Source organism: Winogradskyella sp. PG-2 (genome assembly GCF_000828715.1).
Lineage (GTDB): Bacteria > Bacteroidota > Bacteroidia > Flavobacteriales > Flavobacteriaceae > Winogradskyella.
On sequence record NZ_AP014583.1, the window covers coordinates 1,082,348 to 1,097,845 of the forward strand.

Annotated in this window: 15 protein-coding genes and 1 tRNA gene; 7 read left to right on the forward strand and 9 right to left on the reverse strand. The window is 32.2% G+C overall.

Going from position 1 to position 15,498, the window contains the following annotated elements:
- The first annotated feature begins 45 nt into the window (after positions 1-45).
- From WPG_RS04765 to WPG_RS18540, 5 genes are all read left to right on the forward strand, one after another.
- Complete coding sequence (locus WPG_RS04765; protein WP_045470033.1) at positions 46-1,326, forward strand: DUF5686 family protein; 1,281 nt, start codon at positions 46-48, stop codon at positions 1,324-1,326.
- Between the two features lie 76 nt (positions 1,327-1,402).
- Positions 1,403-3,823, forward strand: coding sequence for an efflux RND transporter permease subunit (locus WPG_RS04770; RefSeq protein ID WP_045470035.1), 2,421 nt, complete (start codon positions 1,403-1,405; stop codon positions 3,821-3,823).
- A gap of 19 nt (positions 3,824-3,842) precedes the next feature.
- Positions 3,843-5,276, forward strand: coding sequence for an asparagine--tRNA ligase (gene asnS, locus WPG_RS04775; RefSeq protein WP_045470037.1), 1,434 nt, complete (start codon positions 3,843-3,845; stop codon positions 5,274-5,276).
- A 25-nt stretch (positions 5,277-5,301) separates the two neighbouring features.
- On the forward strand, positions 5,302-6,768 hold the full coding sequence (gene rpoN, locus WPG_RS04780; RefSeq protein WP_045470040.1) for an RNA polymerase factor sigma-54: 1,467 nt from the start codon (positions 5,302-5,304) through the stop codon (positions 6,766-6,768).
- Between the two features lie 282 nt (positions 6,769-7,050).
- A complete protein-coding gene (locus WPG_RS18540; RefSeq protein WP_231850253.1) occupies positions 7,051-7,389 on the forward strand; it encodes a hypothetical protein in 339 nt (112 codons plus the stop codon).
- On the opposite strand, the gene WPG_RS04790 is transcribed toward WPG_RS18540, so the two are convergent.
- From WPG_RS04790 to WPG_RS04825, 8 genes are all read right to left on the reverse strand, one after another.
- Positions 7,384-8,085, reverse strand: coding sequence for a porin family protein (locus tag WPG_RS04790; protein ID WP_316929976.1), 702 nt, complete (start codon positions 8,083-8,085; stop codon positions 7,384-7,386). The genes WPG_RS18540 and WPG_RS04790 overlap by 6 nt on opposite strands.
- Before the next feature lie 84 nt (positions 8,086-8,169).
- Entirely contained in the window at positions 8,170-8,637 is a 468-nt protein-coding gene (locus tag WPG_RS04795; RefSeq protein WP_045470048.1) for an ExbD/TolR family protein, read from the reverse strand.
- Between the two features lie 6 nt (positions 8,638-8,643).
- Positions 8,644-9,285: an ExbD/TolR family protein gene (locus WPG_RS04800; RefSeq protein ID WP_045470051.1), complete on the reverse strand. Its 642-nt coding sequence runs from the start codon at positions 9,283-9,285 to the stop codon at positions 8,644-8,646.
- Between the two features lie 6 nt (positions 9,286-9,291).
- Positions 9,292-9,741, reverse strand: a complete 450-nt coding sequence (locus tag WPG_RS04805; RefSeq protein WP_045470053.1) for a hypothetical protein — start codon at positions 9,739-9,741, stop codon at positions 9,292-9,294.
- 16 nt (positions 9,742-9,757) lie between these two features.
- The gene (locus WPG_RS04810; protein ID WP_045475179.1) at positions 9,758-10,525 is read right to left on the reverse strand and encodes a MotA/TolQ/ExbB proton channel family protein; all 768 of its coding nucleotides are present in this window, start codon (positions 10,523-10,525) and stop codon (positions 9,758-9,760) included.
- 74 nt (positions 10,526-10,599) lie between these two features.
- Positions 10,600-10,687, reverse strand: a tRNA-Ser gene (locus WPG_RS04815).
- A 74-nt stretch (positions 10,688-10,761) separates the two neighbouring features.
- On the reverse strand, positions 10,762-11,790 hold the full coding sequence (locus tag WPG_RS04820) for an asparaginase (RefSeq protein WP_045470056.1): 1,029 nt from the start codon (positions 11,788-11,790) through the stop codon (positions 10,762-10,764).
- Positions 11,791-12,558, reverse strand: a complete 768-nt coding sequence (locus WPG_RS04825) for a TatD family hydrolase (RefSeq protein WP_045470058.1) — start codon at positions 12,556-12,558, stop codon at positions 11,791-11,793. It abuts the gene before it with no gap.
- A 59-nt stretch (positions 12,559-12,617) separates the two neighbouring features.
- Between WPG_RS04825 and WPG_RS04830 the strand changes: the two genes are divergently transcribed.
- Entirely contained in the window at positions 12,618-13,085 is a 468-nt protein-coding gene (locus WPG_RS04830) for a TIGR02281 family clan AA aspartic protease (RefSeq protein WP_045470059.1), read from the forward strand.
- Positions 13,086-13,118: 33 nt separating this feature from the next.
- Positions 13,119-13,751: a response regulator gene (locus WPG_RS04835; protein WP_045470061.1), complete on the forward strand. Its 633-nt coding sequence runs from the start codon at positions 13,119-13,121 to the stop codon at positions 13,749-13,751.
- 499 nt (positions 13,752-14,250) lie between these two features.
- Here WPG_RS04835 and odhB read toward each other — a convergent pair whose 3' ends face one another.
- A complete protein-coding gene (gene odhB / locus WPG_RS04840) occupies positions 14,251-15,465 on the reverse strand; it encodes a 2-oxoglutarate dehydrogenase complex dihydrolipoyllysine-residue succinyltransferase (RefSeq protein WP_045475182.1) in 1,215 nt (404 codons plus the stop codon).
- Positions 15,466-15,498 lie beyond the last annotated feature (33 nt).

A 15,498-nucleotide genomic window follows, 5' to 3' on the forward strand; every position in this document is an offset into this window, starting at 1 on the left:
ATTGATAATTCTATATTTTTTTTCTGGTTCTAATTATAATTTTAAATGCTAAGATGCTTATTTGTTGTATGTCTACTAATTTTTGCAACAAATGGCTTTGCACAGCAACCTAATATAAGTCAGAAAGATTCCTCTAAGGTGTCTCAAGATTCTATAAAGAAAACAGAATTCTTAAAAAATATAGGTAACGGTTATTTACCTTTTAATTACTTTAATTTAGATTTAAGGTATCTCATGAAATTCAATCAGTTCGAAGGTTTTAGAACAGGTTTAGGAGGTATAACTAATAATCGCTTTTCAGAACGTTATCGTGTAAATGGTTATCTGGTTTATGGTTTTAAAGATAAACGTTATAAATATAGTGTTGGCGGAGGCTTTAGAGTCAATGAAGCTTCTAATACATGGATTAATTTATCGTATACTGATGATTTGCAAGAAACAGGTAGCTCAAATTTTTTAACTGATAAACGCTTCTTTACTTTTTTCGAACCACGTCTATTAAATATAGATTTATTCCATAGACATATAACCAAATCTGTAGGCTTACAACATAACATATCAAGTCATCTTCTCACTGAAACACAGTTAGCCACAAGTAAAATAAACCCAACATATTTATACAATTTCGTTTTAGATAATCGATCTTATAATACATTCGATTTAAGCACAGCAAAAGTTAGTTTACAATGGAGCCCTTTTAGTAGATTTGATATAAAAGAAGGTACTATTGAAGAAACAAAAAATGGTTATCCAAAATTCACACTACAACTCACACAAGGTTTTAAATCAATTTTAAGCAGCGACTTTAATTTCTCGAAATTAGATTTTAGAACTATACACCAATTCAACCATAAGAATGAATCTAAAACAAACCTAACTTTAGTTGCAGGTATTGCTGGTGGAGAAACACCTCTAACGCATCTTTATCACGCCTATCCTAATAACATAACCAAAGAAACTATACTACAACGCTTCTCTGTCGCTGGTCTTAATAGTTTTGAAACCATGTATTTTAATGAGTTTTTTAGTGATAAATTTTCAACCTTACAGGTGAAACACAGTTTTAAACCCTTTAAAATTTCAGAATGGTTTAAACCACAATTGGTATTAATTTCACGATATGCTGTTGGAACAATGCGAAGCATGGAAAGACACCAAGGCATTCAATTTAATACACTTGAAAAACTATATTCTGAATCTGGTTTCGAAATTAATAAATTACTCTTGGGTTTTGGAGTTAGTTTTGCGTACAGATATGGAGCTTATCACCTGCCAGAAATTGGAGATAATATTGCTTTTAAGTTTACCTTCAATATTTCACTTTAATACACATTATATTACTGTTAATTCAATGGCTAATCCTTAGGTTTTTTCTACCTTTGTCGCTTACTTCAATTAGTACATGTTTAAACTTTTAACCACAGGATTTTGGGAAGGTATTGCGAGGATTATTCTTCGTAATAAAATTTTCATATTAATTGCACTTATTTTGGCAACTGTGTTTTTTAGTATGCAATGGAAACATATGCGTTTTACTTATACTGAAGCGAATATGTTACCTGATGAACATGAGGTAAATATTACTTATAATGAGTTTTTAGAAGTCTTTGGAGAAGAAGGTAATCTCATTGTTCTAGGAGTAAAAGATTCAACTTTGTTCACCGTTAACCAACTTAATGCTTGGAATAAACTTGCCGAATCATTTAAACCTTATAATGAAGTTGAAACTGTTTTATCTATAAAAGACCTTCAAAAATTAGTTAAGAACACCAAAAAAGAACAGTTCGATTTAGAACCTTTTATTAAAGATTCTATCACCAGTGTTGAAGAGATTGATAAGTTACAAGATGACTTATTTAATAAGTATCCATTCTATGATAACTTCTTATTTAATGCTGAAACGAAAACTATAAGAACTGCTATCTATCTTAAAAAAGAAATCGTAAATACTTCAGCCCGAAAAGATTTTATACTTGAAATTCTTCAGCCAAAAATAGAGGAATTTACATATGATACTCAATTAGAGGTACGTGTTTCCGGAATGCCATTTATCAGAACTTTAAATGCACAGAATATTGTTGATGAAATTCCAATTTTTATTGGAGCTGCTCTTTTTGTGACCTCTTTAATTTTCTTCTTATTTTTTAGATCTTTTAGGGCTACCTTTATTTCTCTGATTGTAGTTTGTACTGGTGTAATGTGGACGTTTGGAATTCTTGGGCTTTTAGGTTATGAAATTACAGTACTTACAGCTTTAATTCCTCCTCTGATTATTGTAATTGGAATACCCAATTGTATTTTTCTTATCAATAAGTACCAGCATGAGGTTAAATCTCATGGAAATAAAGTAAAATCATTGCAACGTGTTATAACCAAAGTTGGTAATGCTACTTTGATGACTAATGTAACTACAGCTTCTGGTTTTGCGACATTTATTCTAACAGAAAGCAAATTATTAAAGGAATTTGGTATTGTAGCCTCATTAAGTATACTAGCAATCTTCATTTTGTGTTTACTAATCATTCCGATTATGTATACCTTTTTACCTTACCCTAAACAACGTCATTTAGAGCATTTAAATAAACGTTGGATTGGTGGTTTTGTGGATTGGATGGAGCGTATGGTAAGACATAAAAAAATTACAATTTATGTTACTGCTCTTATTCTTATTATTGGAAGTATGTTGGGTATAAACCAGATTAAAATTTCTGGAAGTCTTATTGAAGATATGCCACAAGATAAACAATTCTTTAAAGATATTCGTTTTTTCGAGGATGAATTCAATGGTATTATGCCATTAGAAATAATGGTTGATACTAAGCGAAAAAAAGGGGTTATGAAATTAGCAACTTTAAAACGTATTGATCAACTTGAAGAGCTCATAGAGGAAACACCAGAATTATCTAGACCAATATCTGTAGTAAGCTTAGTTAAGTATAGTAAACAAGCTTATTACAATGGTAATCCAAAATATTATCAACTACCTACTAGCCAAGAAAACAGTTTTATTTTATCCTATGCAAAGAACTCATCTTCAGATGTAGAATTATTAAAGAACTTTGTAGATAGCACAGGGCAATATGCACGTATCACAACGTTCATGAAAGATATTGGCACTGACAAAATGGAACGTATTCAAGAAAACCTTCAGAATAAGATTAATAAGGTTTTTCCTAAAGAACGTTATGAAGTAACTATGACTGGTAAAGCTCTAGTATTTCAGAAGGGAACTAAATATCTAGTTAGAAATTTAATCATTTCATTATCTCTAGCCATTTTCCTTATTTCATTATTTATGGCTTATTTATTTCGTTCTTTTAGAATGATTATTGTGTCATTAATTCCCAATTTATTACCATTGCTAGTCACGGCTGGTTTAATGGGTTATTTAGGTGTTCCTATAAAACCTTCAACCATATTGGTATTTAGTATTGCTTTTGGAATATCAGTAGATGATACAATTCACTTTTTGGCAAAATATAGACAAGAATTACAAGCCAACCACTGGAGAATTAAAAAATCTGTATATGCAGCATTACGAGAAACAGGAGTAAGTATGTTTTACACATCAATAGTGTTATTCTTTGGCTTTTCTGTATTTACAATTTCGAGCTTTGGTGGCACTGTGGCTTTAGGTGGATTGGTATCAATAACTTTACTTTTCGCAATGCTGTCGAATTTACTGTTATTACCCTCTTTACTATTATCACTAGAGCGAAATATTGCGAATAAAGAAGTTTTAAGAGAACCTGCAATAAATATTATTCCTTCGGAAGATGATACCGAAGACGACATAGAAAATCAACAAGAAAATTTATCTTAGCTTTCAAAATAATTAAAAAATGACAACAAAAACCGTAGCAGAATTACTTTCGCAAGATGTAACCTTACAAGATGTTACTGTAAAAGGATGGGTAAGAACATTTAGAGCAAATCGCTTTATAGCCTTAAATGATGGCTCTACTATAAATAATATGCAGTGTGTTGTAGATTTTGAAAATTTTGAAGAAACGCTTTTAAAACGAATTACTACAGGTGCTGCAATTCATGTAACTGGAGAATTAGTGGAAAGCCAAGGAAGAGGACAATCTGTTGAAATTGTTGTAAAAAGTTTAGAAGTTTTAGGGGATTCAGATCCAGAAACTTATCCTATTCAACCTAAGAAGCATACGTTAGAATTTTTAAGAAAAAATGCTCACTTACGTACCAGAACCAATACATTTAGTGCTGTGATGCGTTTGCGTTCGTCTTTATCATTTGCAATTCATAAGTATTTTAACGAAAATGGTTTCTATTATATGCATACACCAATAGTAACAGGCAGTGATGCTGAAGGTGCTGGTGAAATGTTTAGAGTGACTGGTTTAGATGCTAAAAATCCACCTTTAAATGAAGATGGAACAGTTAATTATAAAGAAGATTTCTTTGGAAAAGAAACTAATCTAACCGTTTCTGGTCAGCTTGAAGCAGAAACCTATGCCATGTCTTTGGGTAAGGTTTACACATTTGGACCAACATTTAGGGCAGAAAACTCTAATACAACACGTCATTTAGCCGAATTCTGGATGATTGAACCAGAGGTTGCATTTATGGATTTAACTGGCAATATGGATTTAGCTGAAGACTTTATGAAATCAGTTTTAAGCTATGTTTTAGAAACTAACAAAGAGGATTTAGAGTTCTTAGATAAGCGTTTACAAGATATTGAAAAGCACTTACCTCAAGCTGAGAGAAGCCCAATGAATTTAATTGATAAAATTAAATTCGTCGTAGATAACAATTTTAAACGAGTTAGTTATACTGAAGCTATTGACATTCTTAGAAATTGTAAACCTAACAAGAAAAAGAAATTCAACTATATTATTGAAGAATGGGGAGCAGATTTACAATCTGAACATGAACGTTTCTTAGTCGAAAAACATTTTAAATGTCCTGTTATTTTATTTGACTATCCTGCAAATATTAAAGCATTTTACATGCGATTAAATGAAGATGGGAAAACGGTAAGAGCGATGGATATTTTATTCCCAGGTATTGGAGAAATGGTAGGTGGTTCTCAGCGAGAAGAGCGCTTAGAGGTTTTAAAAGAAAAAATGAAAGCCTTAGATATACCTGAGGAAGAATTGTGGTGGTATTTAGATTTACGTAAATACGGAACGGCAGTACATTCTGGTTTTGGTTTAGGGTTTGAACGTCTTGTGATGTTTGCAACAGGAATGGGGAATATTAGAGATGTAATTCCTTACCCAAGAACACCTCAAAACGCAGAGTTTTAATTACTTTTATATGCAATCTTAATTTATGTCATTAAAACAATTTTTACAGTTTAAACTATCGCAGAAGTTATCGCCTCAGCAAATTCAACTTATGAAGTTGATTCAGCTACCGACTCAAGCTTTTGAACAACGTTTAAAACAAGAATTGGAAGAAAATCCGGCTTTAGATACTGGTAAAGAATCCGAAGCTTCTGATGACAATATTGATGATTTTGACAACTCTACAGACGACTACGATGACAATGAAACGATTGATGCTGATGACATAAATATAGATGAATATTTAAGTGATGATGAAATTCCTGAATATCGCACACAAGCCAATAATTACAGTGTAGACGATGAAGATAAAAGTGTCCCTTACGCTGCCGGAACTTCTTTTACTCAGCATTTAATTAATCAACTAAATACTTTTAGACTTTCTGAACAAGACCGAGAAATCGCCTATTTTTTAGTGGGTAGTGTTGATGAAAGCGGTTATATACGTCGTTCATTATCTGACATCACTGACGATTTAGCTTTTACTCAGAATGTATTTACCACTGAGGAGGAGATAGAAAAAGTATTACAGATTGTTCATCAACTAGATCCTGCAGGTGTTGGAGCGCGAAATTTGCAGGAATGTCTAAGCATTCAATTACATCGAAAAGAACAACACCCAGATGTAGAGTTGGCTACTGCTATAATAGATAAAGGTTTTGAACAGTTTACTAAAAAGCATTATAAAAAATTGATGCAAAAATTTAGCATTAATGAAGAACAACTCAAAGATGCTATTGAAGAGGTTGAGCGTCTCAATCCTAAGCCTGGTGGCTCTTATGCTGGTAACAATAAAATAGTTGAACATATTGTACCAGATTTTGCCATAAAAATAGTTGAAGGGGAATTAGAGTTAACTCTCAATGGAAGAAATGCTCCTGAGTTGCATGTTTCGCGAGAATATAATAACATGCTAAAAGGCTATAAGGACACTAAGCAAAAGTCTAAAGCTCAGAAAGATGCTGTTATGTTTATAAAACAAAAACTAGATGCTGCAAAATGGTTCATAGAAGCCGTTAGACAACGTCAGCAAACATTGTTTGTAACCATGAGCTCTATAATGCATTATCAAAAAGAATACTTCTTGTCTGGTGATGAGCGTAAGCTTCGCCCTATGATTTTAAAGGATATTGCAGATGAAATTGAAATGGATGTTTCTACCATTTCTAGAGTTGCAAATAGTAAGTATGTAGACACACCTTATGGTACCAAATTGATAAAAGAATTCTTTTCTGAATCGATGACTAATGATCAAGGAGAAGAAGTTTCTACTAGAGAAATTAAGAAAATCCTTGAAACAGTTATCGAGGAAGAAAACAAAAAGAAGCCTTTAACTGATGAGGCACTTTCTAAAATATTAAAAGAAAAAGGCTACCCTATTGCAAGACGAACTGTAGCTAAATATAGAGAGCAATTAGATATTCCGGTTGCACGTTTAAGAAAGGAACTTTAAGAAATCAATTGGATGAAAGATTTTATTCTCAAAAGTATCTCCTTCGTTTTTCATCCATTAATAATGCCCTTATTAGGCGTCCTGTTTTACTTTTCTAAAACACCCCGTTTTATTCCGGAGCCAGTAATTAAGGCTAAGATATTTTCTATAGTTATCTTAACTATTATTCTTCCAATTCTATTATTCTTTTTGCTGAGAACGATTAATAAAGTAGATTCTATTTACCTAAAAAGTACCAAGGAGAGACTTATTCCTTTATTTATAAATTGCGTTATTATTGTTTTGATTTTACTTAGAGTATTGACGCCTAATGAAATCATTGAACTCTATTATTTCTTTGTCGGAATTCTTTGCTCTACACTTGCCTGTTTTATTTTAGCTATATTAAAAGTAAAGGCGAGTATACATATGATTGCCGCCTCTGGCTTCTTTATGTTTGCTGTTACATTAAGCATTCACTATCAAATAAATATAAATGGAACTATTGCATTAATGATGATGATTCTAGGTGCTATTGCAACATCTCGATTGCATTTAAAAGCTCATACCAATCAAGAACTCATTATAGGTATGTTTACAGGTATGTTTCCTCAATTACTACTTCTAAATTATTGGTTATAGAATATAGAACATCAATCCTAATTTAAAGGACTTCATATCTATTGTATTGTTATTTAATTTTGCGCTACGATCAAATATAGAATTCAATCCATAATAAACATGAAAATTCCATGTACCATAACCAGCACTTAAAGTTAAACCATACTGTAATTCGTTAAAGTCATCTAGGTTAGATAACTTCTCGTCACCTTCATCGCTCTTAAACTTGGTAGAATTATAAAGTAAGTAACCTATTTTAAAACCTGAATAAATACGCCAAAAATTATAGTCTGTTGCAGTAGATGTTCGCCATCTTATTTCTAATGGGACTTCTACTAAATAAGTGGTAAACTTATTCTTAGAAACATTAATCTCACTCTCATCAATTATACTATAATTAATAGCATTGTTCTCCTTCAAAATGGATAGGTTTTGATTATACGAATTAGTAGAAATACCTAGTCCTAACCCTATAGCAAAATTCCGTTTCTCATTAATGGGCATATCTCTAATAAACCCTAAATGAAATCCAGACGAAAAACCACTCTGAGAAACATTGTCTGGCTTATTGTTTAGCAGATTATAGGTCACCGATGCATAAAACTGATCTTCTCTATAATTCTTATAGAGTTCATCTTTATCAGTATCGTTACCTTGAGAAAATCCAATGAAACATGATAATATTAGTAACAGAAATACATAAATCTTCATATTCATAAATCTACAAAATCTTTAGATGTTTATAAATAAAAACGTCCTGATTTCTCAGGACGCTACTTATAAAATTAAGATTTTAAAATCTTATTGTTCAGTTTTTGTATTAGCAATATACATTACTTTTAATGTGTTTGCTTTACGTAGTTCTTGCTTAATGTCAGATACTAAACCAGCATGTACTTCTTTATCTACTTTTAAACCAACAACAAATTTAGGTTGCAAAGCTTCATCGAGTTCAGCTTGAGCTGCAATAACTGAAGGTTTCACTTCATCTACGTCTATAAAAGCATCATTAAATTGAATACGAGGTTCATCACCAAATTTAGTAAATTGACTACTTGGCTTACCTGCAAATATAAAGGCTGTTCTATCCTTTTTAAGTTTCTCAACTTGATCTGCACTTGGTAAACTATTCTCTACCATTAAAGAACTGTCTCTCATTACGGTTGCTACCATAAAGAAGAAGAGTAACATAAATACAATATCTGGAAGAGATGCCGTAGAAATTGCCGGCAATTCATTTTTTCCTTTATTTTTATTAAACTTAGACATAATTAGTTAATTTTTATCAGGTTCTGCTTCAGACAATTTCATAGGGAAAAGAGCCTTAATAGTAGCAATACGCTCATTAAGCTCTTCGTCCTTATTAAATTGATTTTTTTCCTTCTGTTCTAACATCGCTTGAAAGACTTTATCAACTCCTTGATATTCTTTTTTACTACCAAACAAGCGTTTAGCCTCTCTTTCTCTAAGAAAGTTATAAGCTGCTACGAGTTCGTTTTGTACATCCATATATTGCTCGTAAGATGTTTCTCTGTCATGCTTCATCGAGATGATTGCCTTATCTGGATGATCTGATGAAGATTCATCTTTCTTTCCTTTACAATAAGTACAAGATTCACCAGCTGCGTTAGTACTACCACCATTATCTAAGAAATCTATTGCTGCTTGCCTTAAATCTTTTAATGGCATTTCTTCTTCTTCTACAAGAAGCTGATTATGACGATTTATAAGCACAGTAAACAAGTTTTTCTGCTTGATTATTGGTGGTTCTACTTCGGTGTCATCAATTGGAGGCAAACTTCTTAATAATCCTTTATCTTTCTCTATAGTTGTTGTTACTAAGAAAAAGATAAGTAGTAAGAAGGCAATGTCAGCCATTGATCCTGCATTTACTTCGGGTGCTGCTCTTTTTGCCATACTATCTTATTTACTAATTGTTTTTTTAACTCCAGCAAAGATCATTGCTCCTGCAGCTACAGCCAATAATATATAGAATGCAACCAAACCTGCACCAACCATTGTAGATTGACCATCAGAAGCAAAAGTATTATCTTCCTGTAATTCATATGCTGTTGTATCGCCTCCAGATACTACGTAAGCGATAATCAATACTGCGGCAAAAGCACCAACACCTATAAGTGTATTTTTTAGACCTGCGGTATTTGTGAATAGATTCTTTAAAACAAAAACCACCACAAATAATAAAGTCAGTCCTAGTATAATGTATGCTACCCAAGCCATTGGGTCAACAAGACCTGCTTTTTCACCAGTTTTGATAGCGTCATCTCCAGTAGCCACAATACGGACTAAGAAAATAATACCAGCAAGACCAATAACGGCAGCTACTATTTTTAATATTTTGTGTAAATTCATAATTATATGGTCTTTTTTATTTTTTGTGTCTTACTAATAAATCCATCAAAGTAATTGATGCATCTTCCATATCATTTACAATACTATCAATTTTAGCAATGATATAATTATAGAAAATTTGAAGTATAATCGCTACGATAAGACCAAATACCGTAGTTAAAAGCGCTACTTTAATACCACCTGCAACTAAAGAAGGTTGCATATCACCTGCAGCTTCAATTTTATCAAAGGCCTGAATCATACCAATTACAGTACCCATGAAACCAAGCATTGGTGCTAATGCGATAAATAAAGATATCCAAGATACATTCTTTTCTAATTGACCCATTTGTACACCACCATAGGCTACAACCGCTTTTTCAGCAGCGTCGATATCTTCGTCAGCTCTGTCTAAACCTTGGTAGAATATAGAAGCAACTGGTCCTTTTGTATTTCTACATACTTCTTTAGCAGCTTCAATACCACCAGAAGCTAATGCGTCTTCTACATTTTGTGTTAATTTTTTAGAGTTTGTTGTTGAAAGGTTTAAAAAGATAATTCTCTCTATAGCAATTGCTAGTCCAAGAATTAAACATAGTAGTACAATACCCATAAAGCCTGGACCACCTTCAATAAAACGCTTTTTTAATTCTTGATGGAAACTCAAATCTTCAGAAGCCGGATCTGCTTGAGTTACACTTGTTGTTAAAGTTGCTGTTGTAGTTGCGAATGTTGTTGCATTAGCGTTAACAGTACCGATAGCCATTAAACATGTTATGGCAAGGATTGAAAATAATCTTTTCATTGTCTTATTCTTAATTTTATTAGTTAAAGTGTTAAAGATAAAAAAAATAATGTAACTATTACCTAAAATATCAGCAGAGAGGAAGGGATTCGAACCCTCGATACCCTTTTGGAGTATACACACTTTCCAGGCGTGCGCCTTCGACCACTCGGCCACCTCTCTGTAAATTTTAATAAAAATTACTGAAGAGCAAATAACAAAAAAAACTTTAAACGCTGAAATTTATAATGTTATTTTTAGGACATTTCGCCTCTTAATGAAGTTTCAAAAAAAGATTGGAAGTTATCTGGCTTTATCTTTTCACCTAAAAGATACATTAGTTTAGTAATGGCTGCTTCTGTTGTAATATCTTTACCCGAGATCACACCAATAGATTTCAATTGAGAACTCGTTTCATATTGTCCCATTGTAACACTTCCACCAGCGCACTGAGTCACATTAATAATGTATAGGCCTTTAATAATAGCTTCTTTCAACACATCAATAAACCAAGGTTCTGTCGTTGCATTACCAGAACCATAAGTTTCAATAACCAATCCTTTAATTAATTGGCTTCTCAAAACTGCTTCTATAATTGGTCTTGAAATGCCTGGAAATAATTTTAGAACAGCAACATTTGTGTCCATTTTCGTTCGGACTATTAATCTCTCTTTAGTTTTTGAATACCATAAATAATCCTTATTAATATTAAGGTGTACACCTGACTCTGCTAAATGTGGATAATTTAAAGATTCAAAAGCTTCAAAATGTTCTGCATTTATTTTAGTGGTACGGTTACCTCGATACAATTTATATTCAAAATATAAACCTACTTCTCTTACTACTGGCAATCCATTCTCCTGTAATGATGCCATTTGTATGGAGGTAATTAAATTCTCTTTAGCATCTGTACGTAAGTCACCTATTGGCAATTGCGATCCTGTAAATATCACAGGCTTACTTAAATTTTCTAACATAAAACTAAGCGCAGAAGCTGAGTAACTCATTGTATCACTTCCATGAAGTACCACAAAACCATCAAAGGTCTCATAATTAGATTCGATTATTCTTGCAATATCTACCCAATATTTTGGATTGATGTTCGAAGAATCAATTGGCTCATCAAAAGAAACCGTTTCTACATTACAATCTAATAATCGAAGTTCGGGAATACGAATTAAGATACTGTCAAAATCAAATGCTCTTAAGGCACCTGTATCAGCATCTTTAATCATTCCAATAGTCCCTCCTGTATAAATTAATAAGATATTAGGTTTTTGCATCATCTATATTCCGAATATATCTTTTGAATTTTTGGTTGTAATATCTGCTATTGTTTCTTCACTTATTTTGTAAAGTTCGGATAATTTCTCTAATACCTTATTAATATACAAGCTTTCGTTGCGTTTTCCACGATAAGGTTTAGGTGCTAAATAAGGTGAATCTGTTTCTAAAACAATATGCTTTAGATCAATTTGATTGATAAACTGATCAATTTTACCATTCTTAAAAGTAACGACTCCTCCTATTCCCAATTTCATATTATATGATATGGCTTGTTTTGCTTGTTCAAAATTACCTGTAAAACAGTGAAATATTCCATGCAAGTCGTCTGACTTTTCTTGTTCTAAAACCTCAAAAATCTCGTCAAAAGCTTCTCGGCAATGAATAACAATTGGTAGTTTATATTTCTTCGCTAAATTTATCTGATGTCTAAAAGCTTCAACTTGTATATTTAAAGTAGACTTATCCCAATACAAGTCAATACCTATTTCGCCTACTGCATAAAATTCTCTTTTATCCAACTGCTCTTCTACATGTTTTAACTCGTTATTATAATTTTCTTTAACATGTGTTGGATGCAATCCCATCATTAAGAATATATTGTTCGGGAAATCTTTTTCAAGCTTGTACATAGAGTTAGTGTATGAAGAATCTATAGCAGGAATAAAAAAGCGTTTTACGTTGGCATCAATAGCGCGATTAATCATTTCTTCTCTATCCTCATCGAAAAATTCACTATATAAATGTGTATGTGTATCAGTAATTATCATCCTACAAAAGTAATTGTTTGGCGTATTATTCGTTTATTATATTTACACAAAAAATAAAAATGGAAACGTTAAAGGACTTCCTAATCAATAAAGGATACTCAAAGATTAAACTAAAGTTTACAAAAACTAATCATTTTGAAATTGGCGCCTCTATTAATGGTATAAAAGGGCGTTTTATTTTAGACACAGGAGCTTCTAGTAGTTGTGTAGGCTTTGAGGCTATAGAACGTTTCAATTTAAAAGTGAAAGATTCGGAAATAAAGGCTGTTGGAGCTGGCGCATCTAATATGACGACTAAGATTTCTAATTCTAATCATTTAAAAATTGGGAAATGGAAAAAAAATCGTATTGCTTTAATTTTGTTTAATCTTTCTCATGTAAATAATGGCCTTATTAATCATAACGCTGATCCTGTTGATGGCATTATAGGCGCAGATATTTTAAAAAAAGGGAAAGCTATTATAGATTATGAAAAGAAATACCTCTACTTAAGATTAAAAGAAATTTCATTACCTAAAGATTCTTAGTATATTTAGGTTTTAGTAGTATTAATAGCAAAAATGAGCCCAAACATCATCATTGCGGATGACCATCCCTTAATTTTAAAAGGACTAAAAGATTTTTTAGATGAAAAAAATCTTAATGTCATTGCTGTTGCAAAAAATGGTAAAGAAGCCTTAGCACTAATAAAGGCATATTCACCAGACATTGCAATTTTGGATATAAAAATGCCGTTTTATACGGGGCTTGAAATTGCAGAAAAATGCAAAGCAAATAAAATTGCAACAAAAATTGTACTTATAACTTTAGAAAAAGATGAAGAGATTTACATTAAAGCAAAATCTTTAGGTATTTATGGTTATGTTTTAAAGGAATTTGCTTTAGATGAAATAGAGAATTGCATCGCTTCAGTTGTACAAGGTAAATCTTATTTTAGTCCTGAATTATTGAATTTCATTGAGGTTAAAAAAAAGCCTAAACATTTAGAATTATTGACACAACATGAATTTAGAATTGTTGGTTTGATAGTCAACAATAAAACAGCCATTGAGATAGCAGAAATACTTTCAATCTCCCATAGAACAGTTGAAAAGCATAAAAGTAATATTATCAAAAAACTTCAACTTGAAAGAAAGCAAAACAGCTTGTTAATCTGGGCAAAAGAGAACTCAGATTTTTTTAACCAATGTTAATATATGAAAAATACGTAATGTTACGTATATATTGGATTAATATATTTCAGATATTTACCATGTTATTAATTAAGGGTTAATAACGAGCTATTAATTAGTTCTAAGGGGATTACCGAGCCTCGGACATTTGTTCGAGGCTTTTTTTATTAAAAAAATCGGAAAATACGTAGTTCTACGTATAGTATTACATTGTATTTATTCGGAATTTTACATCAGCTATTAATCAATGCCTCAAGTTAAATTACGTAAGAGCTCTGAATTAATTTATAATTCAGAGCTTTTATAAAAATATTTACAGATGGAAAGAATGAAGGATAATACAGCAAAGAGAGACAGACTATTTATAATTTTATTAATTATAAGTTCTGTAATTGTAATTTCGGCGAACATCGCTGTTAATTTCTTTAGTTAATTTTAGTTAGTAACTCTTATTAGTTAGGAGTAGAAAAAGCGCAATTTGTTCAAATTGCGCTTTTTTGATTTTCAAAATCTTATTCTTCTAAAGTTCTAAAGCCTTCATTACATTATTATCCATCAATAGTTCTTCTGGACTTTCTAATGCTTCTTTTACAGCCACTAAGAAACCTACAGATTCTTTACCATCAATAATCCTATGATCATACGATAAAGCCACATACATCATTGGGTGTATTTCAACATTCCCTTCCACTGCTATTGGTCGCTGTATAATATTATGCATCCCTAAAATTCCACTTTGAGGTGGATTAATAATAGGTGTAGACAACATACTACCAAAAACACCACCATTAGAAATGGTAAATGTTCCACCTGTCATTTCATCTACTGTGATTTTTCCATCTCTAGCTCTAATTGCCAGACGCTTTACTTCAGACTCAATACCTCTAAAGGATAAATTTTCTGCATTTCTAATAACTGGAACCATTAATCCTTTTGGGCCAGAAACAGCTATACTAATATCTACAAAATCGTAAGACAACATTTCTTTACCATCGATCATAGAGTTAACTGCTGGATACATTTTTAATGCTCTTACCACTGCTAATGAGAAAAAACTCATAAAACCAAGACTCACTCCGTGCTTTGCCTTAAAGTTTTCTTTATGTACTTTACGTAATTCAAAAATTGGTGTCATATTAACCTCATTAAATGTGGTTAACATCGCTGTTGTATTTTTTGCTTCTACTAAACGCTCAGCAACTTTACGACGTAGCATTGACATTTTACTTCGAGACGTTCCTCGACTTCCTCCAGTTGGTGTGCCCATTGATGGTACAGCATTTACTGCGTCATCTTTTGTGATTCTACCATCTTTACCTGAACCAGAAACCGAACTTGCACTTATACCTTTTTCATCTAAAATCTTTTTAGCAGCAGGACTTGGAGTACCTGTTGCATAAGTTTTAGATACTGACGCTGCTGGTTTTGGATCTTCCATTTTAGGCGCTTCTTTCTTCTTTTCTTCTTTAGCTGCTAGTTCCCCACCATCTGGTTTGGTAGCACTTGTATCAATTAAGCATACAATAGCCCCAACTTCAACCGCATCACCTTCTTCTGCCTTAAGTGTTATAGTTCCACTAGCTTCAGCAGGTAATTCTAAGGTTGCTTTATCACTATCTACCTCAGCAATGGCTTGGTCTTTTTCTACATAATCACCATCTTCTACTAACCATTCCGCAATTTCTACTTCAGTAATCGATTCGCCTGGCGAAGGTACTTTCATTTCTAAAATCATAGGCTTCATTATTTAAGCTCTAATTTGAGTTGT